The sequence below is a fragment of the Paenibacillus sp. CR_12 genome, from assembly GCF_041953985.1.
Classification (GTDB): Bacteria; Bacillota; Bacilli; order Paenibacillales; family Paenibacillaceae; genus Paenibacillus_AQ; species Paenibacillus_AQ lautus_A.
In genome coordinates, this window is sequence record NZ_JAVFHO010000002.1 from 1845555 (window position 1) to 1870211 (window position 24657).

The window sequence follows — 24657 nt, forward strand, 5'->3', positions numbered from 1 at the left end:
ACGCTTTCATAATATCATTCAAATCCCGTCGGTTGACATGTACTTTTTTCAGCTCGCCTGTGTTTTCCTATGCTGGCCCGTTATATGCCCGGATCGGAACGCTGTCATCAACGCTACTTTACGCAACGCACAAAAAAACCGACTCCGGGGCTACGCGAAGTCGGTTCTTTCATTTATATTACTTACTGTTATTACTTGCCCTTCGGTGAACGCAGCCAACTCATGGGGCGTACAGGCAAACACGGCTTTCGGATGTCCTGCCGCTGCCCAAACCGTTTCATCGGCATTATTATCGTGCACTCACCGGCGCTTGCGCCTGAGCCTGCGAATCGTGGCCGGCATCAAGCAATACCGCGTTGATTCCGTTAAGAAATGCCAGCGCGCTGGCCTTGATAATATCCGTATCCATCGCGCGTCCGGAATAGATTTTGCCCTGGTATTCGATACGAATGTTTACCCGGCCGATGGCTTCTTTTCCCCTCGACAGACTGTTGATTTTGTAATCCTTCAGCTGCACGTCCAAACCGACCAACGCTTTAATGGCGCTGTACAGCGCATCGATCGGACCATCCCCCACCATACTGTCCCTGAATGTCTCGCTGCCTTTCTTCAGCTTCACGGTTGCCGTCGGATACAGATCATTGGTAACGACCTGGAAGGAGTCAAGCTCGTACAGATGGCTGCTGACTTCTTCATGGGTGCGGTGCTGGGTCACCAGATAAAAGACGTCATGGTCATATACTTCCTTCTTGGCATCGGCCAGCAGCAGGAATTTCTCAAACAGCGCTTCAAAATCTTCGCCTTCGCCTGTCTCGAAGCCCAGCTTCTCCACCGCGTTCTTGAACGCATGCCTTCCCGAACGCGCCGTCAGGATCAGCTCCATGCTGTCGGCGCCGACTTCCTCCGGCGACATAATTTCATAGACCTGCTTATCCTTCAGCAGACCGTCCTGATGAATACCGGAAGAGTGCGCGAATGCGTTCTCGCCCGTTATCGCTTTGTTCACCTGCACATCCAGGCCCGTCAAATGCGTCAGCAGCCTGGAGGTTCGGATCAGCTCCTTGAGCCGGATATTGGTGGAAGCTTTGAAATGATTCTCCCGGACCTTCAGTCCCATGACCACTTCTTCCAGCGAAGTATTGCCTGCGCGCTCCCCTAAACCATTGATGGTGCATTCCACTTTCTCGGCGCCGTTCCGCACGGCGCTGAGCGTGTTCGCCGTAGCAAGTCCCAGGTCGTTATGACAGTGAACGCTGAGGATCACCTGATCGTTCAGGTTTTTCAAGCGTTCGTTGATTTTGCGGATCAATTCGCCGAATTCGTCCGGCACGGCATAACCGACCGTGTCCGGCACGTTGATCATCGTTGCCCCGGCCTTTACCACGGCCTCGATCGTTTTCCACAGATATTCAAAATCGGACCTGGATGCGTCCTCCGTCGAATACTGAACGTGAGGCAGCAGCGTTTTGGCATACTTCACGGCATCTACGCCCATCTGAAGCACGGCATCCTTGGAGCGGTTGAATTTCTTCTCCACATGGATGTTCGAGGTACCGAGCACGATATGAATCAGCGGGTTTTGCGCAAGCTTAATGCTTTCATATACGGCATCGATATCGCCCTTCACCGCGCGCGCAAGCGCAGTGATCGATACGCTGTCGCCCACGGTGCGGGCGATTTCCTGAACCGCCTGAAAGTCTCCTGCCGAAGACGCGGGAAAGCCCGCCTCGATAATATCGACGTTCAACCGCTTCAGCTGCTGCGCAAACTCGATTTTTTGCTGTACGTTCAATTTGGCGCCGGGAACCTGTTCTCCGTCGCGCAAGGTTGTGTCCAATACGATAATATTTCGTTCCATTCGGAATTCCTCCTTGGTCGCTGATCTTGGTTTATCTATATCAAGCAGGGTTGGTTAAACCCGGAATTTAACCAACAAAAAACCCCGCCTCTACGTATAGAGGCGGGGTTGAACCCGCGGTACCACTCTAATTCATTTTATGCAAAATGATCTTCTTCGATGGCCATCACCATCTATCCCTGTAACGGTGGAACTCCGGCTAACCCTACATGTTCAGGCAGCTGTTCATAGACGAGTTCAAAGGGAACGACGTTACCGTTTCGCACCTGCCAACGGCTCTCTGAAAAGTCATTTCGCTTTTACTATTTCTAATCAAAACATTTCGATATGAATTTTGATAACTATCTTAGGGAATGAACGGCGATTTGTCAACCCTTCATTTTCCAGAAGTTAAAAACGACGCTTCTTACAACAATCCAGACTTCCTTACGTTAGCCAGGAAATCATGGAACTCCGGAATATTCAGCTGCTGCGCCGCATCGGACAACGCCGTGGCCGGATCGGGATGAACCTCGACCATCACGCCGTCTGCACCCGCAGCCAGCGCCGCTCTGGCACAGGGGGCCAGAATGTCTTTGCGCCCCGTGGAATGCGTCACGTCCACCAGCACCGGCAGATGCGTTTCTTGTTTCAGGATCGGCACCGCCGAGATGTCCAAGGTGTTTCTCGTTGCCTTCTCGTACGTCCGAATGCCGCGTTCAATCAGCATCACCTGGGTATTGCCGCGGGACACGATGTATTCCGCAGCGTGCACGAACTCATCGATCGTAGCCGCAAGCCCGCGTTTCAGCAGCACCGGCGTTTGGACATCCCCCGCCGCTTTCAACAGCTCGAAGTTCTGCATGTTCCGCGCGCCGATCTGAATGACGTCAATGTATTCGCACGCAAGCTCGATATGGGCAGGGTCCACGATTTCGCTGATCGTCTTCAGCCCGAACTCGGACGCCACTTCCTTCAGAATTTTCAGGCCTTCCACGCCCAAGCCCTGAAAATCGTATGGCGATGTTCTCGGCTTGAACGCTCCTCCGCGCATGACGGTAATGCCGGCTTCCTTGAGGGCTGCCGCAACCTGGCGCACCTGCTCATAACTCTCAACCGAACAAGGTCCTGCAATCATCACCGGCGTGCCGCCGCCGATCACCGTGCTGCCCAGCTGAATCAGCGTATCCTCCTGCTTCTTCTTCCGGCTCACCAGCAGATGCTTCTTATGATCGACCTGCTGCAGCTTTAAGGATGCCTGAAAAATCTGTTTGAACAAATGACGCACCGTCTCATTATCGAAAGGGCCTTGGTTATGTTCCACCAAGGTGTCCAGCATTTTCTTCTCGCGTACCGGATCGAAATCTGGCACTCCCTGCTTCACTTTCTCCTGACCGATTTCCTTGGCGATCCGCGCCCGCTCCGACAGCAGCTCCACAGCTGAAGATTGACGGTATCAAGCTCCGATCTCAATTGCTCCAAACGTCCTTGACTCATCTAGAATCTCTCCCTCGCATTTTTTCTGGTATATATAAACAAAAAGACCCCCCGCCCGGAAAGGGACGAGGAGTCGTGGTACCACCCTTATTAGATATGCGAAAAATATAGCAAGCACATCTCACTTGAACCTCTTAACGCAAGGGTTACGGGTAAACCTACGGCTTGCACGAAACATGCAAACGATCAGAATACCAGCTCCGGAATGAACTTCGGCGGAGAACCTTCACCTGGGCGCTCTCAGTCGGTGGCAGCCCTTTCCTGTCAGGAACGTTCTTTCGCTTACTCTTTCCATCATCGCTTGTTATAACATATCGTGTTGGTTAATTAAGAAGCATTGTATTACACCCCGGATTGAAATTGCAAGAGTTTTATTTAAAGCTTGGGTGCTTTGATGCAGCGATGATTTAAATGGGCGGCCTGATTCTTCAGGAACGAGCATGCACCCTTTCTCTTTGTTTCACGGGATTTCCCCAATACGTAAACAGGCGCCAAACATATTCGAACGGGCCGATCGGGAGCCGTTTGAACCAGACTTTGCTGCAGGCTGCTTGCACAATAAAAATAATCACGGCCATCAGCATCTGCCAGACCGGCTCAATGGTTCCGTACCACCCCAGACCGTAGCTGTAAAAAATCAATCCGCACAGGATCGATTGAAGCAAATAGTTGGTGAAGGCCATTTTGCCGGGATAGGAAAACCCATGTAGCACCTTCTTCCAGAAATTATTCTGGTATAAAAGTGCAAACGCTCCGATGTAGGCCAGCGCCAAGAGCGGTGCCCCCACGAACAAGGCTGCGGCCTCGACCCAGGACGGAAGTCCAACCGCCAGCGTCATCACGACCTGAAGCGCAAGACCTGCGATTCCGCCCAGAAGGGCCAATCGGATAATCCCTTGCCGGTGCTTCGGGACCTCGTGCAATATCCGGCGCTTGCAGAAGTAGGCGCCCATCAGGAACATGCCTAAAATTTGCGGGTAAAATATCACCATATTGAATATCGAGCTGATATAATCGTTCAGCCGCTGAGCCATGATCTGGGCCATCGACCCTTCCCCGTAAATAGCGGCATCCCGCTCCTGGAAATAGATCCCCATCTGATGGGCATCCGTCGGGCTAAACGGCTCGAATACCTGGCCGGATGCCGGGTTCAGCAGGCTTGCCCCCGTTAGCAGAACGGGAACGAGCAGCAGCAGGGATACCGACCAGATCAGCAGCGTTTTCGGCTTGCAGCGCTGAAACAGCATCAGGAGGAATCCCATAAGCGCGTAGTGCGTTAGAACGTCCCCGTACCATATCAAGATTCCGTGGATCAGGCCGATCAGAAGCAGAGCCGTTAATCTTCGGGCATAGATGCGGTTAAAACTGCGGCCTTTCGCCTGACTGCTTTCCCGTAACAGCACCATGCCGTAGCCGAACAGGAAGGAAAAAATCAAAATGAATTTGCCGTCAATGACAATCCCGCGCAGCATCATCAGGACTTCATTGTACCAGCCCGACCATAATTCGACCCCGAATGAAATGGTTTGCAGCGATGTCGTAAAAAACGTAATGTTCACCAAAAAGATGCCTAATAGTGCAAATCCCCTCAAGCTATCGATGAGCTGTATTCTGGGCTGTGAATTCGTTGCCATCATCGTACCTCCTTATCATTGTGCCTACAGGTTAAGGTACAATCATAAAGAAAGGATAAAGAAACTCAAATTGGCCTGTAAGTATACAGCAGCTTAAGCATCACTGCGCATGCGGATCATTCTTCCGATCGCTGTTGCCCCCAGATTTCTATCTATCCATTTAAGAATGGTTGAAATCCGGGGGCAAAGGCGACCGCTTCCGCTTCTCCAGAACGATTCCGCCTGCTCCGTTGAAGTAGGGGCATATATAAACTTCAAGTAACAGGCCATTTCTTTATTCTTTCTTTAGAAATGACGTGTACACTTACCAGATAGACCTTTTGAATAGCTATTTCTTGGAGGATGTAATGGATATGGCAAACGAAACGATCCTATTGGTGGATGACGAAGAAGAAATCATCTCTTTTATACAAGATTCATTGGAGCTTGAAGGCTACCGCGTACTCACGGCCGGAAGCGGACAGGAGGCGTTAATCCAGAGCAAGCAGCATCCGTCCCTGATCATACTCGATGTGATGATGCCCGAGATGGACGGCATTGAGGTCTGCAAGCAGCTAAGGGAAACGACGTTGTGCCCCATTGTGTTCCTGAGCGCCTGCCAGAGTGAAATGGACCGAATTAAAGGTCTGGCGGCAGGCGGGGATGATTATCTGCTCAAGCCCTTCAGCCTCGCGGAATTAAAAGCCCGAATCCATGCCCATCTGCGGCGGGAACAGCGAATCCACACGCAAAAAGAACAGGGCATCCTGCGGTTCCAAGCCCTGACGATCGATTGCAGGGGGCATGCCGTTAGCTGCAACGGGCACGACCTCACGCTAACAAATAAGGAATTTCAGATCGTAGAACTGCTGGCGATGCATCAGGGACAGGTCTTTTCCAGGGAGCAGATTTACGAGAAGTTATGGGGTTTGGACGCCGATGGGGACGACTCTACCATCACCGAGCATATCAAGAAAATCCGGGCCAAGCTGGCCGCCCACGCACAGAACCGCAGCTTTATTCAAACCGTCTGGGGCATCGGCTACAAGTGGGATCCCCAATGACGAAACAGCGTTCCATCAAAAATACGTTCGCCCGCCATTTCGTCTCGATTCTGCTCTGCAGCTTGCTGGCTACGCTTGTGACCTGGGGACTGCTCGTGATGCTGCTGGGTTACTTGTTCAACCATGACATCGCGCTCCCGGCAAATCATTACGAGGCGCAAATCCCCGTGATTACGGAATACGCCCAGAGCCGGGGCGACTCCATCATGAGCACGGAGGGGCAAGCCGAGCTGGAAAAGGTGATTCCCTCACAGGGCATGTCCTACCTGGTCGTGTCCCTTACCGGCAAACCCTTGTACGGGGATCTTCATATCCATGAATCGCTTAGCCGGCAGAAGATCCTGGCGCGATTAAACCAGACGCGCAGCGGCATGAATGAAATCGTAGTATACAAGCCGGTTGTCTCCCGAGACGGCAATCTGATCGGGGCTCTGCTGGTTGGATACAGCCTGAAGGTAACGGCGGCCAATCCTGCGCTGAATCCCTTGGTGACCTTTGGGTTCCTTGCGTTCTTCCTGACGCCATTTTTGTATATCGTTTTGTTCACCTTGGTATTCGGCAGGCGGTTCAGCCGAAAAATCAGCGCTCCGCTGCAGCAGCTTCTGCAAGGAGCCGAAATGATTAAAGAGCGTAATTTAGGCTTTAGCATGTCCGGGGCTTCGTCCATTACGGAGGTAAACCGGCTAACGAAGGCTTTTGAAGACATGCGTCAGGAGCTGGAGCATTCCATCGAGCGGGAGTGGAGAATGGAGCAAGAACGAAGCACCATGTTTGCGGCGCTCGCTCATGACCTTCGGACGCCGCTAACGATTGTTCAAGGCCATGTCGAGGGGCTGGAGCAGATGAACGGGGAGCCTGATGAAGGCAAACGGCTGCAGCACCTGCAGGTCATCAAACGGAACACAACCCGCGCTTCGAAGCTTCTTCAAGACATGAACACCATGGCGGAGATCGAGAAGGTGTCTTTTCGGCTCCAGCCGCTTCCCGTGGATATCGAAGAATTGGCGGACGAAAAAACCGGGGAATATGCCGCTTTATGCAGGGGGAAGAACATCGCCTTCCAATCGAAGGTTTACGATAACCGAACGGCCAAGACTCCGGTCATGCTCGATCCCTATCGCATCATCCAGGTTCTGGACAATCTCGTATCCAACAGCCTTCGCTACACCCCTGAAGCCGGGCGGATTCTATGGCACATCGAGATCACCGAGCAGCAGGTAGTGATGGCCGTCACGGATAACGGAACAGGCTTTGGGCAGCAGCGGCATCTGCAGCAGGTGTTTAAGCCTTTTTATCAGGGTCAGGTGCATTCCTCCAGGCAAAAAGGGCATTCCGGTCTGGGATTGTATATCGCCAAACTTCTCGTTCAGCACCATGGAGGACATATTGTAGCCGAGAACAACCCGCTTCGCGGGGCAACGGTGCGTTTTACGCTGCCGATCCAGGGAGCATGAGCCTTCCTGCGCCATAATGAAAAGGCATCCCCACAATCCAATGGATCGGGGAATGCCTTCATCGTCATACCTTCAACCGATAAATCGCTTTATTATCCAGGCCGCGGATCATCGGTGTCCATGGCTCCGTTTCAAGCGTCGTATTCAGGGCGTCCTCTACCATCTGCAGCTTGGCATCCAGCAGATCGATATGATGCAGCGCGACGGCCTCGGCCGTTTGCGGCTGAACCGGGCTGCCCCACTCTCCGAGGTTATGATGGGAAAGCACCAAATGCTGCAAGCCCAAAACCACTTCGGATTCAAGCGCGATGCCGTTCTCGATCGCCGCCTCCACGATCCAGTTGGACGCCAGGGCGATATGCCCTATCAGCTTGCCCTGGTTGCTGTAATCCGTTACGATGCCCATCTGCGCGATCATCTCTTCCGGCTTCGCGATATCATGCAGGATAATGCCCGCCCTGATCAAATCCGGATTCAGAAACGGCCGCTGCTTGCAGATGAAATCGCCAATCTCCAGCATGCGGACGATATGGTAAGCCAGCCCGGCGTAATAGGCATGATGATAGGTTTTGGCAGCCGGATAATGCATCAGCTTCTCTTCCACCTTCGACACGCAATACTGTACGATGCTTCGCACCTGCGGCTCCGTAATCTCGTTCATCGTAAGTTTGATCGTATGTAACAGATCCACGGGGCGAATGGGCGCCGCCCTCACAAAATCCGTTAACGAGACGCCATCCGCATCGGTGGCCTTGCGGATACGGCTGATCTTGACTTGAGGCTGGTCCCTGTAGCTCAGTACGGTCCCCTGGATTTTGACCAATTGCATCGGCAGGAACGTTTCTTTATCCTGTATGGTCACATCCCAGTACTTGGCCGATATTTGACCGCTGGCATCCGCGAGAACAATATCGAAATAGTCTTTCGGCGGCGTGCCGTTGGTCTGTCTCATATTCAATTCTTTTAACAAATAAAAACCGACAAAATCATCTTGTATGCTGAGTTTATTAATAGGTTTCATCTGTTCCTCCCCAAAAAATCCCGTTACGTTTACTATAACAAAGTCCCGTACAGTGAGTCTATTACCCTGTAATAGCTCTGCAGCATCGTCGAGTCTTGCATGGGCAAACTCCAATTAAGTACAAAAGTCGCTTAACAAGGCATCTTTGGTTAGAAACGTCAGCACTGTCCATGGCATCAGCCATGTCTTTGCCGTCGTGAAGCAAATAAAAGCTTTCAGCCACATGCAGACAGGATTCATCCAGATCTGGCCTTGCATAATTGATAATGATTCTCAGCAACAAAGATCTTGACTTTGACACTAGTGTCATCGTTTAGCATTTGGTCAGACTTATTTGAAAGGAGCTATAATTCAATATGAGAAACAGTAATCCAAGTAGTAACTCCGTGACGATCATAGGCCTGGGGCCGATGGGCCAAGCGATGGCACGCACTTATCTGAGCCATGGTCATGAGGTCACTTTGTGGAATCGTACGGCCGGCAAAGCCGATGAGCTTGTCGAACGGGGTGCGGTCAGAGCCGTCACTATTAAGGAAGCACTGAACGCTAATGAGTTAGTAATTCTAAGCCTTACCGACTACGATGCGATGTACGCCATCCTGGAAAATGCCGCGGACATACTCGCGGGTAAAGTCTTCGTCAATCTTAGCTCGGATACCCCGGAGAACGCCAGGAAAGCAGCCAAATGGCTGGCGGGCCACGGTGCCATGCACCTTACCGGCGGTGTGCAGGTTCCTCCTTCGGGTATAGGCAAACCGGAGTCGTTCACTTTTTACAGTGGTCCCATCGAAGTTTTCGAGGCACATAAAGAAGTGCTTGAAGTGCTGACAAGTACGGATTACCGGGGTGAAGATCCAGGACTCGCCGCGCTTTATTATCAGATCGGAATGGATATGTTCTGGACAGGGATGCTCAGTTATCTTCACGCTGTTGCAATCGGCCAAGCAAACGGCATCACGGCGGAGCAATTGAAGCCCCATGCGATCAGCACCATGTCTTCGCTGCCGGAATTCATTGAATTCTATACGCCGCGCATCGATGCAGGAGAATATCCGGGGGACGTGGATCGGCTCGCTATGGGTGCTGCCAGCGTTGAGCACATCGTTCATACCACACATGACGCAGGGGTGGACGCTTCATTGCCTGAGGCGGTTCTGCAGATCTTCAAGCGGGGGATGGCGAACGGCCGTGAAGGGGACAGCTTTACCAGCCTGATTGAAACGTTCAGGAAGAGCGCGGCATCCACGCATTGAACCTACCCTGCCCTAATCGAGCGATCATTACTTACCGGTTATGCCTGTTTGGAGAAGATTTAGAATAGAATTCTTCCAATACCTATGGAGGACACAAGAAAAAGCACCTGTATAGGTGCTTTTTCGATCCTCGCCCTATTGGCGGCTTATTTGTTCCAGGCTCCCGGATGGTCGTCCTGCACCAAATCCAGCTCCACGGCCTTCGCGTTCATCTCCACCTGTTCCACGCTCTTGCAGCCGGGAATGACGCAGCTGACGGCCGGATGCTTCAAGCACCAGGCCAAGGCCCACTCGGCCATATTCACGCCCTCCGGCACTTCATTCTGCTTGATCTCCTCCACAAGCTTCAGCTTGGCGTCGATCTCATCCTGGTCACGGTTCTTGCGCACATTGTCGCTGAACACCGTGCCAGGCTTGTATTTTCCGCTTAAGTAGCCGCTCGCAAGCGGAACTCGCGCCAATACGCCAAGATCCTGCTTCAAACATGAAGGGAGAACCTCTTCCTCCGGCGCCTGATCGAGACGGTTATACACGACCTGGATGGCTTTGGCATTCACCTCCGCCGCCTTGTCGGTTTGATAGATATTTCTGTTGCTTCCGATGGATATGCCCAGATTTCGGATGGTTCCCGCTTGGACCTGCTTGTCCAGCATCGTCCACATCTCATCATTGTTGAACACTTCATCCGAGCCGGAATGGAATTGATACAGGTCGATATAATCGGTACGAAGCGCTTTAAGTGATTCCTCCAGCTGAATTCGGATCTGCTTCGCATCCCAAGCATTCTCCCATTGCTCATGCCATCGATGGCCAAACTTGGAGGCAATGACCCAATCCTCGCGGCGGTCGCGCGCCAAGAAATCACCGATGAAATTCTCGGACATATGATGGGGCCCGTAACATTCGGCTGTATCCAGCAAATTAATGCCCAGCTCCTTGGCATGCGTCAAGATGGCATCGACTTCCTTTTGGTTGAAATCCTTCCCCCAATCACCGCCAAACTGCCAGGTTCCCACACCGACTACCGATATTTTCAAATTGGTTTTCCCGAGACGTCTGTATTTCATATACTCACCCCTACTCATGAATTTGTGCGCCTATATCTTATTGTAAAATGCAAGCGTTTGCAACTCTTGCCGAGGATTCTTTTTTCGTTCGCCAATCCTTTTTTCATGCACTTGCCGTATCCATGCTGTTTAACAACAAGTCGTTATGGTGAACCCTATAATACGTACATTTCGTTATCATGGGACGGAACAAGAAAGGAGGAGTCATGGCGTGAATTCCCGGACACTTGAGCAATGGATGCCGGACATTACAGAGAGTCTAAAGGCAAAGACGTCAAATGATTTTCAGCGCATCATCGACGAATTTCTCCCTTATGACCTGGCAAAAATACATAGCCACCTGAGCGACACGGACCAAACCCGCTTTCTGCAGTTTCTGAACGAGGAACAACTGGCCGACATGATTCAGGAAATGGAGCATGACCGGCAAATCGAAGTTCTGGGCAGGCTGGGCAAAGAGAGAACGGCCATCATCCTGGACTTGATGGATAACGACGACCTCGCCATTCTGCTGGACGAGCTGTCACCCGAGCAGAAGGACGAATTTCTCAAGGGAATGCGGGACGAGGAATCCCAATTTGTCCTGAACCTGATGAAATACCCGCCGGAAACCGCCGGCCGAATCATGACGAACCGTTATGTGTGGATCCCCCAGCATTACACCGTTTCGGAGGTGGTCCAGAAGCTGAAAACCTACGTCTCCATTTCGGAAACCATCAACTATCTGTACGTCATTGATCATGACAAGAAGCTGATGGGCGTGGTGTCTTACCGGGGACTCATCTTGGCCGAGCCGGAGGAATATATCGTGGACATCATGCACAGCCGGGTGCTGTCCGTGCCCGTGGATGCCGATCAGGAGGAAGTTGCGCACATAATCCAAAAATACGATTTGGTTGCCATCCCCGTCGTTGAGCAGGACAACCGTCTTGTTGGGATCATTACGGTTGACGATATCCTGGACGTCGTCATTAAGGAAGCCGATGAGGACATTCGGAAAATGAACGCCACCGGAGGCAAAACCATCGACTTCAACACCAAAGCAACCGTTGCCGCCTATCGAAGATTGCCGTGGTTGATCCTGCTCTTATTCATCGGGCTGATCTCGGGAACGATCATTTCCAGATTTGAAGAGACGCTGGCGCAGGTTGTGGCGCTGGCCTTCTTCATGCCCATGATTGCAGGAATGACCGGAAATACCGGAACGCAGTCGCTTGCTGTCATCGTAAGAGGCTTGACCACCAAAGAAATGACCAAATCGCTGGTGTTTCGGCTGTTAGCCAGGGAACTGAAGGTCGGGCTGATGATCGGGGTGACGTGCGGCATTCTGATTTCCCTGATCGCATACTTTTGGCAGGGCAACCTCTACTTGGGGTTTGTGGTCGGAAGCTCGTTGATTGCCACGCTGATCGTGGGCACGATGGCCGGCACCGTCATCCCCCTCATTCTGTTCAAATTCAAGATCGATCCGGCTGTGGCTTCCGGTCCGCTCATTACAACCATTAACGATATTCTCTCGCTTGTTATCTACTTTGGCATCGCTACCCTGTTTCTTACCTATATCTAACCGAGCACTTGGGATTAACCATCCCTCTCGATAAAAAGGCTTCCGGGAAATTACCGGAAGTCTTTTTTGGGATCCGCCAGTTTAAGGATATCTTGATCTCAAATCGTCTGGGTCTTATGGGATAATGAGGAAAAAGTTTGCAATGGATGCTATCCGCGTTATCATATACGTAAAAGAGGAGAAATGGCGATGAGTAAAAATTTATTTCATCCTGAAGCAAGAGAGAAACTAATGTGGCTTAATGAACCTGGACATTGGGAGTTTACGACAGATGACGGGCTCATCATGGATGCTCCATCGAAAGCTGATTTTTTCAAAGACCCTGCAGGAAAACATTTTGCTCATTCTGCACCCTATCTTCATCTTCAGGTTGATTCAACATTCCAGCTAATAACGCAGCTTCAGGTAGACATGCATCATTTATATGATTCCGGGTGCTTGATGTTGATGGCAGACGAGAACAATTGGGCCAAGCTATGTTATGAATTCAATGGTGAACATGCAACCATCGTGTCCGTCGTTACTCGGAACGGTGTTTCGGATGACTGTAATTCTGAGCGTGTATTCGTCAGCAATCCTTATTTGAAAATGACGAAGAAAGACAAAACGATTTCCTTTTACTACTCATCCGATGGTGAAGTTTGGAAATTGATTCGATACTTCGGAATGGATGCCCCGATTCCTTTTACTGCGGGTGTGGTCGCTCAATCACCGATGGGAGCAGGCTGTCGAGTCCAATTTCTGTCTTTGTTATTATCAGAATCCGATGAGGAAAGCAGGTTTTAGAAGTTAGCTCATGAGCTGCTTCTTTTTTTGGTTTACGGACGCAAATCGTGCCCTACACTTAGCAGCATTACACGGCTATTGATAAGGATACACGTTGCAAGTTCTTGTCCTCAATAAATGCAGTTCAAATATTTCCTTGGTTAAAAGGGATGGTACTGCTTAAACGTTACCAAAAAGTAATTACATCACTTCAAAGTGCGTACTTTTCAAGCCGAACCCTAACGTGCAAAATGACATTAAATCAAGAACATGACGTTAGGAGATGAACTTATATGAATACAGATCAACGTTCACATCATTCGCAAAAAACGGCTTTGGTTGTAGGGGCCAACGGGGTGATCGGCCGCAACCTCATCGAGTACCTTGCGACGCTTCAAGGCTGGGATATCATCGGCGTATCGCGCCGAGGCGGGGAATCCACGAACCGCGTACGTTATATCTCCGCGGACCTGCTTGATCGGGAGGATACGATCGCCAAATTAAGCTCCTTGACCGAAGTGACGCATATCTTCTACGCAGCCTATCAGGACCGGCCAACATGGGCCGAACTCGTCGCGCCGAATCTGGCCATGCTCGTTCATGTCGTGGAGGCGATCGAGCCCATTGCCGACAATCTGCAGCATGTCAGTCTGATGCAGGGCTATAAGGTATACGGCGCGCATCTCGGTCCGTTCAAGACGCCGGCCCGGGAAACGGATGCGAATCATATGCCGCCGGAGTTCAATGTGGATCAGCAGAACTTCCTGGAGGTACGGCAGCAAGGCAAAGCCTGGACCTGGTCCGCGCTGCGCCCCTCCGTTGTCAGCGGATTTGCCCTTGGAAACCCGATGAATCTGGCGATGGTCATTGCCGTCTATGCCTCGATCTCGAAAGAGCTCGGCATTCCTCTGCGTTTTCCAGGTAAGCCGGGAGCCTATCACAGCCTGCTGGAGATGACCGATGCCGATCTGCTCGCGAAGGCGACCGTTTGGGCGGCGACCGATCAACGCTGCGCCAATCAAGCCTTCAATATTACGAACGGGGACCTGTTCCGCTGGAACGAATTGTGGCCGAAGATCGCATCGTATTTTGAGATGGAAACCGCACCGCCCCTGCAGATGAATCTGGAAACGGTCATGGCGGATAAAGAGCCGGTTTGGAATCGCATGATTGAGAAGCATGGGCTTGCGAAGCACGATTATGAAGAGCTTTCATCCTGGAAGTTCGGTGATTTCGTGTTCTCCTGGGATTATGATTTCTTTGCAGACGGCTCGAAGGCCCGCCGCTTCGGGTTTCATGAGTATGTCGATACGGAGGCCATGTTCATGAACATCTTTGACGAGCTCCGGCGGCGTAAAGTCATTCCATAAGCGAACGCGCAACCTGCATGACGAAGAGCCGACTATAAGAGGAATAGCCGGCTCTTCTCCTGCAGGTTAATGCGTTTCTTCAAGTGCAGGCTTTTCCAGCACGATTGCGGACTCGCCGTATTTTCGCTCGATATGCGCATCTCCCCATCGGCACATCAGATGAAGAATCTCCTTCAGGCTCCAGCCATACTCGCTCAGTTCATACTCCACCTTGGGTGGAACCTGATTGTACGTTTTGCGTACTATAACGCCCTCCTCTTCCAGCTCCCGCAGATGCTGTGTCAGCATTTTCTGGGTGATCTGGGGAATCAGGCTTAAAAATTCGCTATTTCGCCTTTTGCCGAAAGTAAGATGAAAGAGAATGACCGGTTTCCACTTTCCGCCAATGACCTCCAGCGTAGCTTCGACCGCCGTGTTGTACACTTTTTCTTTAGACTCCATGCAAGCCTCGCTCCTTCGTTACACATATGGCATTACCACAGATTTCCGATCTCCCGCTTTACTTCTTCCACTATAACACGAACACCTTCCTCGATCTGATCCAATCGCGCTCTGGAAATGCTGATACGTATAAACTTCTCGCGCATCAGGTAGTCGGACAGATAAAACAGCTTGCCGGACACCACATGAACGTTCCGTTCCTTCAGCCGCCTGATCAACCGCTCCAGGTTCACGGTCTGGGGCAGCTTAAACAGCTGATATATACCGCCGTCGCCGGGCACGGCTTCAATGAACCCGGTCCCCTCGATCCGCTGCACCGCAGCGTTCAAAGCTTGCATTCGGGTTTCGTACTGGCTGTAAATTTTCTGTTTATGCCGCTCGTACATCCCGTTGCTGATATAAATTTCGAGTGCCGCTTGGGAAAGCAGCGACGTATCCCCGTAACTTTTGTAGGCATGGAACGTTTCGAGCAAACGTTCCGGCAGGACGACGGCCCCTAATCGCAGTCCGGGAAAAATGATCTTTGAGAAGCTCTTCAGATACACCACGTGCGAGGATCTGTTGTACGCATAGATTGGATCGTATCCCCGTTCTTCGCCTAAATCGGCCATATAGTCGTCTTCCACAATATAAACGCGATATCGGGTCGCCAGGTTTGCAATGGCCTTCCTCTGCTCGGCGCCGTAGGAAGTGCCCAGCGGATTATGATATCTCGGCATCGTATAGAAAAATTTAATGCGTCCGGTTCGGAATTGCTCCTCCAAAGCCTGCAGGTCGATGCCAGCTGCCGTGCGCGCGATTCCGATAACGGGGAACCCCTCGCTCTCCAGAAACTTCAGGTAGTTATTGTAGCTGGGCTGTTCCACCAGAATGATGGACTTTCCGCCAGGGAACGGCATTTTCGCCAAGATCTCGAGCGCCTGCTGAGCGCCTGCCGTGACCACGGTTCTCTCGGCGGTAGTGAACACCTGATTTCCGGCCAGGTGAGAGACCAGGGTATGGCGAAGCTTCTCCATCCCTTGCGTATCGCCATACGTAAACAGCTCATATTTATAGGTATCAATCGCCTTGTTCAGGCAATGTTGAAAATCCAAATACGGGAATACATTCACGTCCGGGGAGGCCGAAGAAAAATCGATCATCGCATGAACGCTCCCGTCCTCCTCCGATTTCGGACGGTCAACCACATAATACCCGCTTTGGGATACGGAATAAATCGCATGCCGTTTCTCCAGCTCGGCGTATGCCCGCAGTACGGTGCTGATGCTGCATCCGTACATGGCTGCCGCACGCCGCACGGAAGGCAGCTTCTGCCCCGGACGATACTGTCCTTCCGAAATTTTGGTTTCCAGCTCCGAGAGAATGGACAAGTATTTTTGCATCATGCACCTCCTGTCTTTTCTATGCTTGATTATATCCGACTCCCCTTTATCCCAAAAGATCTAATATTTTTAGGTGAAAAACCTAATTTTATTAGGTTTTTTGAGTGGAAAGCGTCTGATAAAATATATACAAGCGCTTACAATGCAAGAATCGAGGAGGACATGTGATGACCAAGCCCGTAAAGCCTAACGAACCGATCGTAACCCATATCTATACCGCAGACCCTTCCGCCCACGTATTCGAGGGCAAAATTTATATTTATCCATCCCACGACCTGGATCACGAGAACACGTCCAATGATAACGGCGACCAATATGACATGGAGGACTACCACGTTCTCTCGATGGAGGATGTGAACGCTCCATGCGTGGACCATGGCGAAGCCCTTCATGTGAAGGATGTTCCATGGGCGAAGAAGCAAATGTGGGCACCGGATGCTGCCTTCAAGAACGACACTTACTATTTATATTTTCCTGCCAGGGACCATGACGATATTTTTCGTCTTGGCGTAGCTACAAGCTCTTCGCCTTCCGGTCCATTCAAGCCGGAGCCCCATTACATTCCGGGCAGCTACAGCATCGATCCTGCCGTATTCGTGGACGACGATAACCGGGCCTATATTTATTTCGGCGGTCTCTGGGGCGGACAGTTGGAACAATGGCAGACCGGTTCACACATTCCGGATGCGGAGGGACCTGCAGCAGATGCGCCTGCCATCGGACCGCGGGTCGCTGAGCTGAGCGACGACATGCTTACTTTTAAGGAGTCGCCCCAAGAAATATCCATCGTGGATGAGAAGGGCAACCCGATCGTTGCGGGGGATGAAGAGCGAAGATATTTTGAAGGGCCTTGGGTTCATAAATACAAAGGCATCTACTATCTATCGTACTCCACCGGATCAACGCACAAAATCGTCTATGCCACGAGTGAAAGTCCGACGGGCCCCTTTGAGTTCAAGGGCACGATTCTGACACCCGTTATCGGCTGGACGACCCATCACTCCATCGTTCAATTCCAGGATAAATGGTATCTCTTCTACCATGACAGCTCCCTGTCCGGCGGAGCAGACAACAAACGCAGCGTCAAATTCACCGAGCTGACCTACAACGAGGACGGCACCATCCAGACGATTGACCCATACGGCAAATAAGCCGTCACAAGCTATGCCGTAAAATAAACAAGCTGACCCACATTATGGAGTCAGCTTGTTGCCGTTCGCAATATTGTTCATCTGTTGCAGGCCCCGTCCGTTACACGCCCTTTTTAAACAAAGAAAAAGAGTAAATCGCCGGAGCCGCCGCGATCAGAATAATGACAGGGACGATGGCGATGGCAAGGTTCACCTTCAGAAACGCCGTCAGGATCATGAACGCTCCGCCTGCCATCCACAGGTACCCGGCAAAACGATGCGTTTTATTCCAATTATCCTGGCTGTTCAGCGTCCAAGGCAGCTTGATGCCCACCGTATAGTTCTGTTTGCTCTTCGGCAAATAATTGCCGGTGATCACGAGCAGCATGCCCACTAGAGCCGGTGCAATCGTCTGGATCGGCAGCTCGGCCCCCATAGCCTTAAACAGCGTGATTGGCATGAGAATGAAAGACAGTGCGGGGATGAGCCATAGACCCATCGTTCTTAAAACCGGGGCAGCGTTCATTTTCTTAGGATCGTTGTTAAGCCCCACATTGACAATGACGTTAATAACCGCCGTAATCAACGGAAGCACAAACGCCGCAACCGCCTTAGGCACATAATTATCCGGATTGCCCGCCGCATTCCAGTGAACAGCCACCTGCTCAGGCAATTGGCTGTACAGCGTCATCGATAAAATAATCGGCAATAAGCATATCAGCGTTGTTAAAACCAGCATCGAGCTATTTTTTTTCCTCATCTTGTTTCCCCCCGTTAAATTGTGAAAACCACAGCATGATTTCTTCGAAGACGGATACGTTGATCTCATAGTAAATATAATTTTTATATTTTGTTTCAAATATCAGTCCGGCCTTCTTCAGCTGCGACAGATGATACGAGATGGTCGCCCCGGTCATATCGAAATGCTGACCGATCTCTCCGGCTGACATTTTGCCGCGTTTGAGCATAACCAGGATGTCCCGTCTCACCGGATCAGATAACGCCTTGAATGTTTCCGGAAACCCCAATGTGCATCACCCATATTTCTATTTAGAATTTCATCTAAATACATTATCGCTTACATCTGCATTCAATTGCAATACCTATTTTGAAAAAAATCTAAATAGAATGCAAAATGGGCATCCCGTCAAGCCCCATCGCCATGGTCGTAATTATTGTTTGCCTATAAACGACGAAAGCCCGCCACGGACCCGCGTTACGCGCTGATCCATAGCAGGCTTGCTCCACGGCCTGTTTATCCAAGCACCTTCTCGAATACCGGAAAGCTTGCCGCTCTCCCTGGGAAATTCACTTCTCCCCGCAGGTCATAACCTAAGCCTTGATACAGCTTAAGCGCAGCCGTATTCTTGGCATAGGTGTCCAGTCGTAAGCTTCGGTAACCCTGGCGCGCGCCATACTCTTCGGAGAAAGCTACCAATGTTCGCGCGATGCCCTGCCCGTGTGCTTCCGGATCGACGGCAAGGCGATGCATCATAAGATGCGGTCCCTCGTCCTGCTTCCAGCAAATGGTTTGGTACTGTTCTGCCTGCGATTCGTCGAGAACAACGATCCCTAAAATACGGCCTTCGCCTTCAGCCGCAAACAACGTTCCGCGCTGTAAATCCTCACCGATTACCTCCCGGTTCGGATATCGATCATCCCATTGATCGCTGCCTCCAGCCTGCATAAACGTAACGCAGCGTGCAACCAAAGCCATGATTTCCTGAAGGTCTTCTATCCGTCCCGTCCGTATGTTCATATTCATCGAAACACCTACTATTGTTTTTTTAGAACAGTTTACTATGGTTGGACGGCTGCAACAACTCGTAACGCATGACCCTCGAAAGCATCCTATTTAAGCAATGTAAGAGTCACCTCTATCGTATTGTTTACGAAAGAGCGCTCCGGACGGGATTTCAACATCACGGTCAGCCCAATCAAGGATACGATGAGCGCTTGCGATAAAGCTTTGGCGTCTGTGCCCTTCGCAAGCTCGCCCGATTGTATGCCCCGCTCAATGGTTTCTTGGAATATGACCGCCAGATACATCTGATGCTCCCTTGTCAGAATTTCAAATTTCTCATCATGAGGCGCAAGCTCGACCATCGTGTTAATGCAAAAACATCCGCGGCTGCGGCTTTCGGCGTATTCCTCATCCACTACATTCTCAAAATAGGCTCGAAACGCATCCCTGACCGATCGATGATTTTGCAGCTTGGTTCGCACCTCGGAAGCATGCCCTCTCGTGTATTTGCGCAGCGCGGTTTCGAACAGCTCTTTTTTGTCTCCGAACGCAGAGTAAATACTGGGCCGCTGAATGCCCATTATGGAGGTCAAATCGCTTAATGAAGTAGCCTCATATCCCTTCTCCCAAAACAGCTGCATCGCGGCATCCAATACCTTCTCTTCATCAAATTCGCGGACTCGTCCCATCGTTAATCACCTCTCGTTACTTTAGATTTAAAGGAAGCTCGATGATCACAGGCGGTAAGCAAATAGTTTAATTTCATTACCAATCAGTAAAGTAATTTTAAGATCTACGAATGCTTTTGTCAATCACCGAACATCCGATTTTTACATTTATATCAACACCCGCAAGTATAATTCTAATCATTTCAATAAACGTATTGACATGAATTGTCATTGTGGGATATATTTATCGATGATTTTATTATACCGATCAGTACACAAAAAACGAAAGGATTGGATGCATGAAACTGGAGGGAATGCTGGATAAAAAAGCGGCCCGTAACGAAACGGGGGCTGATACGTCACAGGGGGCGCCAAGTTCGTCTGAAGGCATTTATGCTGCTCCAATGACTCGTTACGTGACGTTATTGTTTGCGATTGCCTGCGGCATGTCGGTTGCTAACATCTACTTTGCACAGCCGCTGCTCGATCAGCTGTCAATCGAGTTCAACATGGATTATTCCATCATCGGCATTGTGATTACCGTCACGCAGGTCTTCTATGCAATGGGACTGCTGCTGCTCGTACCTCTGGGAGATTTGCTGAACCAGCGCCGATTGATTATCGGTCAGATGACGATCTCCGCAGCAGCTCTGGTTATCGTTGGTACTGCTTCCTCCGGTGCGATGCTCTTCGCAGGGTTGGCTTTGGTAGGACTGCTTGCCGTTGTGACGCAGACCATCGTGGCATTCGCGGCAACTATGGCTGCCCCTGCCGAAAGAGGGCGTGTCGTCGGCATGGTAACCAGCGGAATCGTGATTGGGATCCTTCTTGCGCGAACCGTTTCGGGATTCCTGAAGGATCTTGCAGGATGGCGCTTCGTTTATTTGGTTTCGGCTGCGTTGATGCTGCTCATGGTTTACGCATTATATAAGGTGCTGCCAAATGCTGCGCGCAAGGTAAAGACTCTTTCTTATGCTCAACTGCTTAAGTCGGTATGGATGTTGTTCCTGCAAGAACGGCTATTACGTATCCGCGCTGTGTTGGCTATGCTGATTTTTACGGCTTTCAGCATGTTGTGGACTCCATTGGTACTGCCTCTGAGCTCGCCGCCGCTATCCCTTTCGCACTCGGCTATCGGGGCGTTCGGCCTCGTGGGCGTCGTTGGGGCAATGGCTGCAGCAAAGGCCGGTAAGCTGGCCGATCGAGGTTATGGACAGCGAACGACGGGAATTGCATTGTTCCTGCTATTGCTGTCATGGCTGCCCATCGGCTACACGGAACGGTCGCTGTTCGCCTTGGTCATTGGCATTATTCTGTTGGACTTGGCGGTACAGGCCGTGCATGTCACGAATCAGAGCATGATTTTTGCATTGCGGCCGAAGGCGCGCAGTCGGATCGTTGGCGGCTACATGATGTTCTACTCCATCGGAAGTGCTGCCGGTTCCATAACTTCGACCCATGTTTACGCACACTTCGGCTGGCATGGGGTATGCGTGCTCGGGGCCTCCGTCAGCGCTGTTGCTCTTATTTTTTGGGCCGTGACCAAAGGCGCTAAAGGTGCCCACTGATAGTAATTCAAACTACAAAAGATCGCTTCCCTCGGAAACGGGGGGGCGATCTTTTAGAATATCCACGAACAGTGGCGAGCTTCCAGCCCATACGTCAATTATTTTGGAAGCTCTCTATTTATCGTTATGGATACAGTTCCTATGGATGCAGTTCCTCAAAATAACGAAAGACACGCCGTTTGGGCGTGCCTTCATCCTATTCTTATGGCGTTTTCCCCAGGATCACTTCGCCTGTCGTCTTATTCCAGGACATCGGAATGCCAAGCTTTGATGTGATCAACTCCAATGGAAACATGGTCGAATTCGCCAGGAATGGAACGCTTGCATCTTCTCGCGTCACCTTCCCGTTCACCAATACAACGGCGGGATCACTGGATTTAATGGATACGGTATTTCCGCCATAAGAGAAAGACCAAATCGGAAACCGCTGTTTTCCCTGTTTCGGATCCGGATTGGACTGTCCGCGCTTCACTTTGATCCCCAAGGCTTCAAATACGCTATTATACGGTACATACAGCTTGCCTTCCACCATGGCGGAAGAACCGTAGAAGCTAACCGTTTGTCCGTTTACCGTCCAAGATAAAGGAGGCTGCACCATGACCGGATTCCCATCGTTCTCGTTAGGCGAGCCGCTGCCTTGATATTTCTCTTCTCCCCAAGCCAGGACCTTGCCGTCCTGATTGGTTGCATAACCGGTATATCCCTTGCTTCCCCAAAGTGCCGTTATACCTGTCAGACCTTTCACTCGAAAAGGTTTTGCCGTCGGATCGTTGTAATTCCACTGCCAGACCGTGCCGTCGTTTTTAAGCATAAATAAACGGTTGTTCCCCGTTCTTATCTCTTGGATATCGTTTAATCCCTTCACCGCAGCCGGCGCTTGCTGCTTCGTGTTCACATTCCACCGCAGCACCGTTCCGTTCTCATGCAGCAGAAACACGTCATACCAATGCGCGGCGATTCCGGTAATGGAGGAAGCAACCAGCGGTTTAACTTCGCGAAACTCGCGTTCCAGGCGGAACCGGCCGTAGAAACTATTATATACCGTTAACATATCGACGCTGCCGTCTTTAGCGAGAATCAGGGCCTCATGTCCGGCGACCACTATTGTTTTTGCATTCGTGACTCCCTTGATAGGAAAGTATTTTACCGTCATCTTTAAATGATCATTCGGATCAAACGTCGGACTCCATATCGTTGCAGACCCATCCTTATGCAATGCGACAGAACCATGGTTTGAAATGGCCAGGCTGGCTACATCCTTAAGTCCTTCCAGCTTGATCAGCCCTCCCCTTTTTTGGAAAGGCAACAACGGATCCCCGTTAATATAAGGCGAGTAATAATCGCCCCAAGCCCACACGTCCCCGTTCTTGTCCAAGGCAAATGAAGAATTGTCGCCTGCCGCCACCTGAACAATATCAGTCAGACCCGCGACTTGCTTGGGCACCAATTGATGAATGCTGGTCCCGTCACCTACTTGACCTGACTTGTTATAACCCCAGGCGGTCACGGAGCCGTCGCTCCATGCCGCAACACCATGTCCGCTGCCCCCAGCCACGCTTACCGTAGGGAAAAAATAGTATACTCGCTTTCTGATAGCTGGAAGCCGTTATTCAAACATGGCAGGATTCAGCCTATGTTTGTTGGAATAGAGTTGCCGTGACCTTGCAGTCCGCGCACAGGAACATATAATAGATGCCTTCCCCGTACTCCTCGATCTGTTCCCAATCCAGCTGCCCGATGAATGTCATGCTTCGGGAACAGCAAGGGCAGGAAGGATAGACGGCGTCCTGGATCCAAGCCGGATAACCGCCGATTTGCGAGACCGCCGGACCGAGCGCCCAATAGGCGGCATAATAGCTGCTGCGAGGCTTGTCCGCAATCCGCAAGGAGCTTCCCGCCGCACTAAAGCTTCGCTCATCCTCCCCGGAATCAGGCCCAGGCACATATTCCGGTTTAATATTAGCCTGGCTCCATTCGGATTTTCCGTGAAAATCCACATCCATGTATATCGTTTCGTAACAACTGCAGTTCACGCAGGTGCTCACACGAAGCCTCTCTCCGGACAACCCCAGGAATCGAAGCTTCGGATGGCTGTTGTCCAGATCCGCCAAAATGGTCAGGCTGCTTCCGCACCATGGACAGGAAGCGGAATCCTCCTTCAAAAATTGTGCGGGCTCGGGTTCAACTGCATAGGTGCTTTCTGTTGGCACTTTTTTCGCTATGGCGTAGCTGTCATGGTAGAATAGTCGGCGCTTGCTCCCATTCTCCGTTAGCTCCCAGCCCCCCTCATGCGCATAAGCTTCCGGCGGGACATACAACTCCTTAGCCCAAGATGGAGGATCGGACCTCCATTCTTGAAATTGGCGCACAACCTGATCATCGCCGATCCAAGCCAAGGCCAACAGCAGATGGTTGCGGTTCTCCCTGTCCTGCTCAACGAATTGAAGCATCCGGTCCCGGCCTCGGGCAGGGGCATCTTTGAACAAAATGCCGGGGTAATAGATCCCCCGCTCCAGCAGTATCGGTATGCAGGATTCAAGCGAGTAGTCCCGATAGCAGATCAGGGACACAAGAATCTCCTGGCAGGTGTCCTCATCGCCCGATTCGAGCAGTTCAAGGGCTGCATTCAGCATGCGGTCGGCGTCACCCTCAGATAAAGCGGAATATACCTCTTCTCTTTTCAGATGATAGGGAATATATCGGATTAATGGATCCCGCATCACCGGGGCATGCATGATCTTAAGGATCTCTACCGGGTCCGTTATCCCCTCGTACAAGTCGATATCTCTCCGGTGCTGTTCTATGTAACGCTGCCGTTCTGCGCGCTCCATCTCCTGCTTGCACGGCATGCAATAACCGCCGGTTTTGGCCGCGGTTGCCGGCAATATCGTTGCCGAACATCCTTCGCTTCGGCATGGCAGCCGTTCTGTCATGCGGTCCCCTCCTTATTCTAGTAAGTCCACTCAGCTGGAGCCCGGCTCCTATTCTATGGTAAGTCTACCTCAGCTGGAGCCCGGCCCCTATTCTATGGTAAGTCTACCTCAGCTGGAGCCCGGCCCCTATTCTATGGTAATTCCACCTCAGCTGGATCCCGGCCCCTCTTCTATGTTCCTTCCACCTCAGCTGTAACCCATCCCCTTTTCTGTGTTACCATCACTCCAACGAGACCCCGTCCCCTAGTATTCGGTCACCACATTAAACCTAGGACCGGCTACC

The 24657-nt window shown here is 51.2% G+C and carries 20 protein-coding genes, 1 pseudogene and 1 other annotated feature; of the genes and pseudogenes, 8 read left to right on the forward strand and 13 right to left on the reverse strand.

From position 1 onward, the window contains the following. Nucleotides 1-289: 289 nt before the first annotated feature. The 3 genes and pseudogenes from RB297_RS12235 to RB297_RS12245 all read right to left on the reverse strand — a co-directional run bounded on the left by RB297_RS12235 (nucleotide 290) and on the right by RB297_RS12245 (nucleotide 4971). The gene (locus RB297_RS12235; protein ID WP_096776155.1) at nucleotides 290-1858 is read right to left on the reverse strand and encodes a 2-isopropylmalate synthase; all 1569 of its coding nucleotides are present in this window, start codon (nucleotides 1856-1858) and stop codon (nucleotides 290-292) included. A 95-nt stretch (nucleotides 1859-1953) separates the two neighbouring features. Then, nucleotides 1954-2183 (reverse strand) — a binding site (T-box leader). Nucleotides 2184-2264: 81 nt separating this feature from the next. Beyond that, a pseudogene (locus tag RB297_RS12240) lies at nucleotides 2265-3334 on the reverse strand (bifunctional 3-deoxy-7-phosphoheptulonate synthase/chorismate mutase). A gap of 428 nt (nucleotides 3335-3762) precedes the next feature. Continuing rightward, nucleotides 3763-4971: a DUF418 domain-containing protein gene (locus RB297_RS12245; protein WP_375120542.1), complete on the reverse strand. Its 1209-nt coding sequence runs from the start codon at nucleotides 4969-4971 to the stop codon at nucleotides 3763-3765. 344 nt (nucleotides 4972-5315) lie between these two features. Here RB297_RS12245 and RB297_RS12250 point away from each other — a divergent pair, with 344 nt between their 5' ends. Then, the gene (locus RB297_RS12250) at nucleotides 5316-6011 is read left to right on the forward strand and encodes a response regulator transcription factor (protein WP_192570948.1); all 696 of its coding nucleotides are present in this window, start codon (nucleotides 5316-5318) and stop codon (nucleotides 6009-6011) included. Next, entirely contained in the window at nucleotides 6008-7465 is a 1458-nt protein-coding gene (locus RB297_RS12255) for a sensor histidine kinase (protein WP_375120543.1), read from the forward strand. The genes RB297_RS12250 and RB297_RS12255 overlap by 4 nt, the downstream gene beginning before the upstream one ends. A 64-nt stretch (nucleotides 7466-7529) precedes the next feature. Here RB297_RS12255 and RB297_RS12260 read toward each other — a convergent pair whose 3' ends face one another. After that, nucleotides 7530-8486: a 3'-5' exoribonuclease YhaM family protein gene (locus RB297_RS12260; protein ID WP_375120544.1), complete on the reverse strand. Its 957-nt coding sequence runs from the start codon at nucleotides 8484-8486 to the stop codon at nucleotides 7530-7532. A 356-nt stretch (nucleotides 8487-8842) separates the two neighbouring features. On the opposite strand from RB297_RS12260, the gene RB297_RS12265 reads away from it, so the two are divergent. After that, nucleotides 8843-9739 carry an NAD(P)-dependent oxidoreductase gene (locus RB297_RS12265; protein ID WP_375120545.1) on the forward strand — a complete coding sequence of 299 codons (897 nt, stop codon included), beginning with the start codon at nucleotides 8843-8845 and terminating at the stop codon, nucleotides 9737-9739. A 146-nt stretch (nucleotides 9740-9885) separates the two neighbouring features. Here RB297_RS12265 and RB297_RS12270 read toward each other — a convergent pair whose 3' ends face one another. Continuing rightward, complete coding sequence (locus tag RB297_RS12270; protein ID WP_096776162.1) at nucleotides 9886-10806, reverse strand: aldo/keto reductase; 921 nt, start codon at nucleotides 10804-10806, stop codon at nucleotides 9886-9888. A 211-nt stretch (nucleotides 10807-11017) separates the two neighbouring features. On the opposite strand from RB297_RS12270, the gene mgtE reads away from it, so the two are divergent. From mgtE to RB297_RS12285, 3 genes are all read left to right on the forward strand, one after another. Beyond that, nucleotides 11018-12373: a magnesium transporter gene (mgtE, locus tag RB297_RS12275; protein WP_375120546.1), complete on the forward strand. Its 1356-nt coding sequence runs from the start codon at nucleotides 11018-11020 to the stop codon at nucleotides 12371-12373. A 189-nt stretch (nucleotides 12374-12562) separates the two neighbouring features. Beyond that, nucleotides 12563-13159 carry a DUF1349 domain-containing protein gene (locus tag RB297_RS12280; protein ID WP_375120547.1) on the forward strand — a complete coding sequence of 199 codons (597 nt, stop codon included), beginning with the start codon at nucleotides 12563-12565 and terminating at the stop codon, nucleotides 13157-13159. A 272-nt stretch (nucleotides 13160-13431) separates the two neighbouring features. Then, on the forward strand, nucleotides 13432-14508 hold the full coding sequence (locus tag RB297_RS12285; protein WP_375120548.1) for an SDR family oxidoreductase: 1077 nt from the start codon (nucleotides 13432-13434) through the stop codon (nucleotides 14506-14508). Between the two features lie 66 nt (nucleotides 14509-14574). Here RB297_RS12285 and RB297_RS12290 read toward each other — a convergent pair whose 3' ends face one another. Beyond that, nucleotides 14575-14949, reverse strand: coding sequence for a winged helix-turn-helix transcriptional regulator (locus RB297_RS12290; RefSeq protein ID WP_192570941.1), 375 nt, complete (start codon nucleotides 14947-14949; stop codon nucleotides 14575-14577). A 32-nt stretch (nucleotides 14950-14981) separates the two neighbouring features. Further along, complete coding sequence (locus RB297_RS12295; RefSeq protein ID WP_375120600.1) at nucleotides 14982-16331, reverse strand: aminotransferase-like domain-containing protein; 1350 nt, start codon at nucleotides 16329-16331, stop codon at nucleotides 14982-14984. A gap of 167 nt (nucleotides 16332-16498) precedes the next feature. Here RB297_RS12295 and RB297_RS12300 point away from each other — a divergent pair, with 167 nt between their 5' ends. Further along, nucleotides 16499-17482, forward strand: coding sequence for a glycoside hydrolase family 43 protein (locus tag RB297_RS12300; RefSeq protein ID WP_375120549.1), 984 nt, complete (start codon nucleotides 16499-16501; stop codon nucleotides 17480-17482). A 100-nt stretch (nucleotides 17483-17582) separates the two neighbouring features. Here RB297_RS12300 and RB297_RS12305 read toward each other — a convergent pair whose 3' ends face one another. The 4 genes from RB297_RS12305 to RB297_RS12320 all read right to left on the reverse strand — a co-directional run bounded on the left by RB297_RS12305 (nucleotide 17583) and on the right by RB297_RS12320 (nucleotide 19894). Beyond that, nucleotides 17583-18221: an SdpI family protein gene (locus tag RB297_RS12305; protein WP_375120550.1), complete on the reverse strand. Its 639-nt coding sequence runs from the start codon at nucleotides 18219-18221 to the stop codon at nucleotides 17583-17585. After that, nucleotides 18205-18489, reverse strand: coding sequence for an autorepressor SdpR family transcription factor (locus tag RB297_RS12310; protein ID WP_096776170.1), 285 nt, complete (start codon nucleotides 18487-18489; stop codon nucleotides 18205-18207). The genes RB297_RS12305 and RB297_RS12310 overlap by 17 nt, the downstream gene beginning before the upstream one ends. Before the next feature lie 227 nt (nucleotides 18490-18716). After that, nucleotides 18717-19226 (reverse strand): GNAT family N-acetyltransferase, encoded by a 510-nt coding sequence (locus tag RB297_RS12315; protein ID WP_375120551.1) that lies wholly within the window; start codon nucleotides 19224-19226, stop codon nucleotides 18717-18719. Nucleotides 19227-19312: 86 nt separating this feature from the next. Next, nucleotides 19313-19894: a TetR/AcrR family transcriptional regulator gene (locus RB297_RS12320; protein WP_375120552.1), complete on the reverse strand. Its 582-nt coding sequence runs from the start codon at nucleotides 19892-19894 to the stop codon at nucleotides 19313-19315. A gap of 278 nt (nucleotides 19895-20172) precedes the next feature. Here RB297_RS12320 and RB297_RS12325 point away from each other — a divergent pair, with 278 nt between their 5' ends. Further along, nucleotides 20173-21441 (forward strand): MFS transporter, encoded by a 1269-nt coding sequence (locus tag RB297_RS12325; RefSeq protein ID WP_375120553.1) that lies wholly within the window; start codon nucleotides 20173-20175, stop codon nucleotides 21439-21441. Between the two features lie 202 nt (nucleotides 21442-21643). Here RB297_RS12325 and RB297_RS12330 read toward each other — a convergent pair whose 3' ends face one another. Both RB297_RS12330 and RB297_RS12335 read right to left on the reverse strand, forming a co-directional pair. After that, nucleotides 21644-22948, reverse strand: a complete 1305-nt coding sequence (locus RB297_RS12330) for a stalk domain-containing protein (protein ID WP_375120554.1) — start codon at nucleotides 22946-22948, stop codon at nucleotides 21644-21646. 124 nt (nucleotides 22949-23072) lie between these two features. Continuing rightward, nucleotides 23073-24374, reverse strand: a complete 1302-nt coding sequence (locus RB297_RS12335) for a DUF1963 domain-containing protein (RefSeq protein ID WP_375120555.1) — start codon at nucleotides 24372-24374, stop codon at nucleotides 23073-23075. Nucleotides 24375-24657 lie beyond the last annotated feature (283 nt).

Coding starts and splice junctions, on each gene's coding strand:
- RB297_RS12235 (WP_096776155.1), bottom strand. CDS start 1,858: ATGGAACGAAATATTATCGTATTGGACACAACCTTGCGCGACGGAGAA.
- RB297_RS12245 (WP_375120542.1), bottom strand. CDS start 4,971: ATGATGGCAACGAATTCACAGCCCAGAATACAGCTCATCGATAGCTTG.
- RB297_RS12250 (WP_192570948.1), top strand. CDS start 5,316: ATGGATATGGCAAACGAAACGATCCTATTGGTGGATGACGAAGAAGAA.
- RB297_RS12255 (WP_375120543.1), top strand. CDS start 6,008: ATGACGAAACAGCGTTCCATCAAAAATACGTTCGCCCGCCATTTCGTC.
- RB297_RS12260 (WP_375120544.1), bottom strand. CDS start 8,486: ATGAAACCTATTAATAAACTCAGCATACAAGATGATTTTGTCGGTTTT.
- RB297_RS12265 (WP_375120545.1), top strand. CDS start 8,843: ATGAGAAACAGTAATCCAAGTAGTAACTCCGTGACGATCATAGGCCTG.
- RB297_RS12270 (WP_096776162.1), bottom strand. CDS start 10,806: ATGAAATACAGACGTCTCGGGAAAACCAATTTGAAAATATCGGTAGTC.
- RB297_RS12280 (WP_375120547.1), top strand. CDS start 12,563: ATGAGTAAAAATTTATTTCATCCTGAAGCAAGAGAGAAACTAATGTGG.
- RB297_RS12285 (WP_375120548.1), top strand. CDS start 13,432: ATGAATACAGATCAACGTTCACATCATTCGCAAAAAACGGCTTTGGTT.
- RB297_RS12290 (WP_192570941.1), bottom strand. CDS start 14,949: ATGGAGTCTAAAGAAAAAGTGTACAACACGGCGGTCGAAGCTACGCTG.
- RB297_RS12295 (WP_375120600.1), bottom strand. CDS start 16,331: ATGCAAAAATACTTGTCCATTCTCTCGGAGCTGGAAACCAAAATTTCG.
- RB297_RS12300 (WP_375120549.1), top strand. CDS start 16,499: ATGACCAAGCCCGTAAAGCCTAACGAACCGATCGTAACCCATATCTAT.
- RB297_RS12305 (WP_375120550.1), bottom strand. CDS start 18,221: ATGAGGAAAAAAAATAGCTCGATGCTGGTTTTAACAACGCTGATATGC.
- RB297_RS12315 (WP_375120551.1), bottom strand. CDS start 19,226: ATGAATATGAACATACGGACGGGACGGATAGAAGACCTTCAGGAAATC.
- RB297_RS12320 (WP_375120552.1), bottom strand. CDS start 19,894: ATGGGACGAGTCCGCGAATTTGATGAAGAGAAGGTATTGGATGCCGCG.
- RB297_RS12325 (WP_375120553.1), top strand. CDS start 20,173: ATGAAACTGGAGGGAATGCTGGATAAAAAAGCGGCCCGTAACGAAACG.
- RB297_RS12335 (WP_375120555.1), bottom strand. CDS start 24,374: ATGACAGAACGGCTGCCATGCCGAAGCGAAGGATGTTCGGCAACGATA.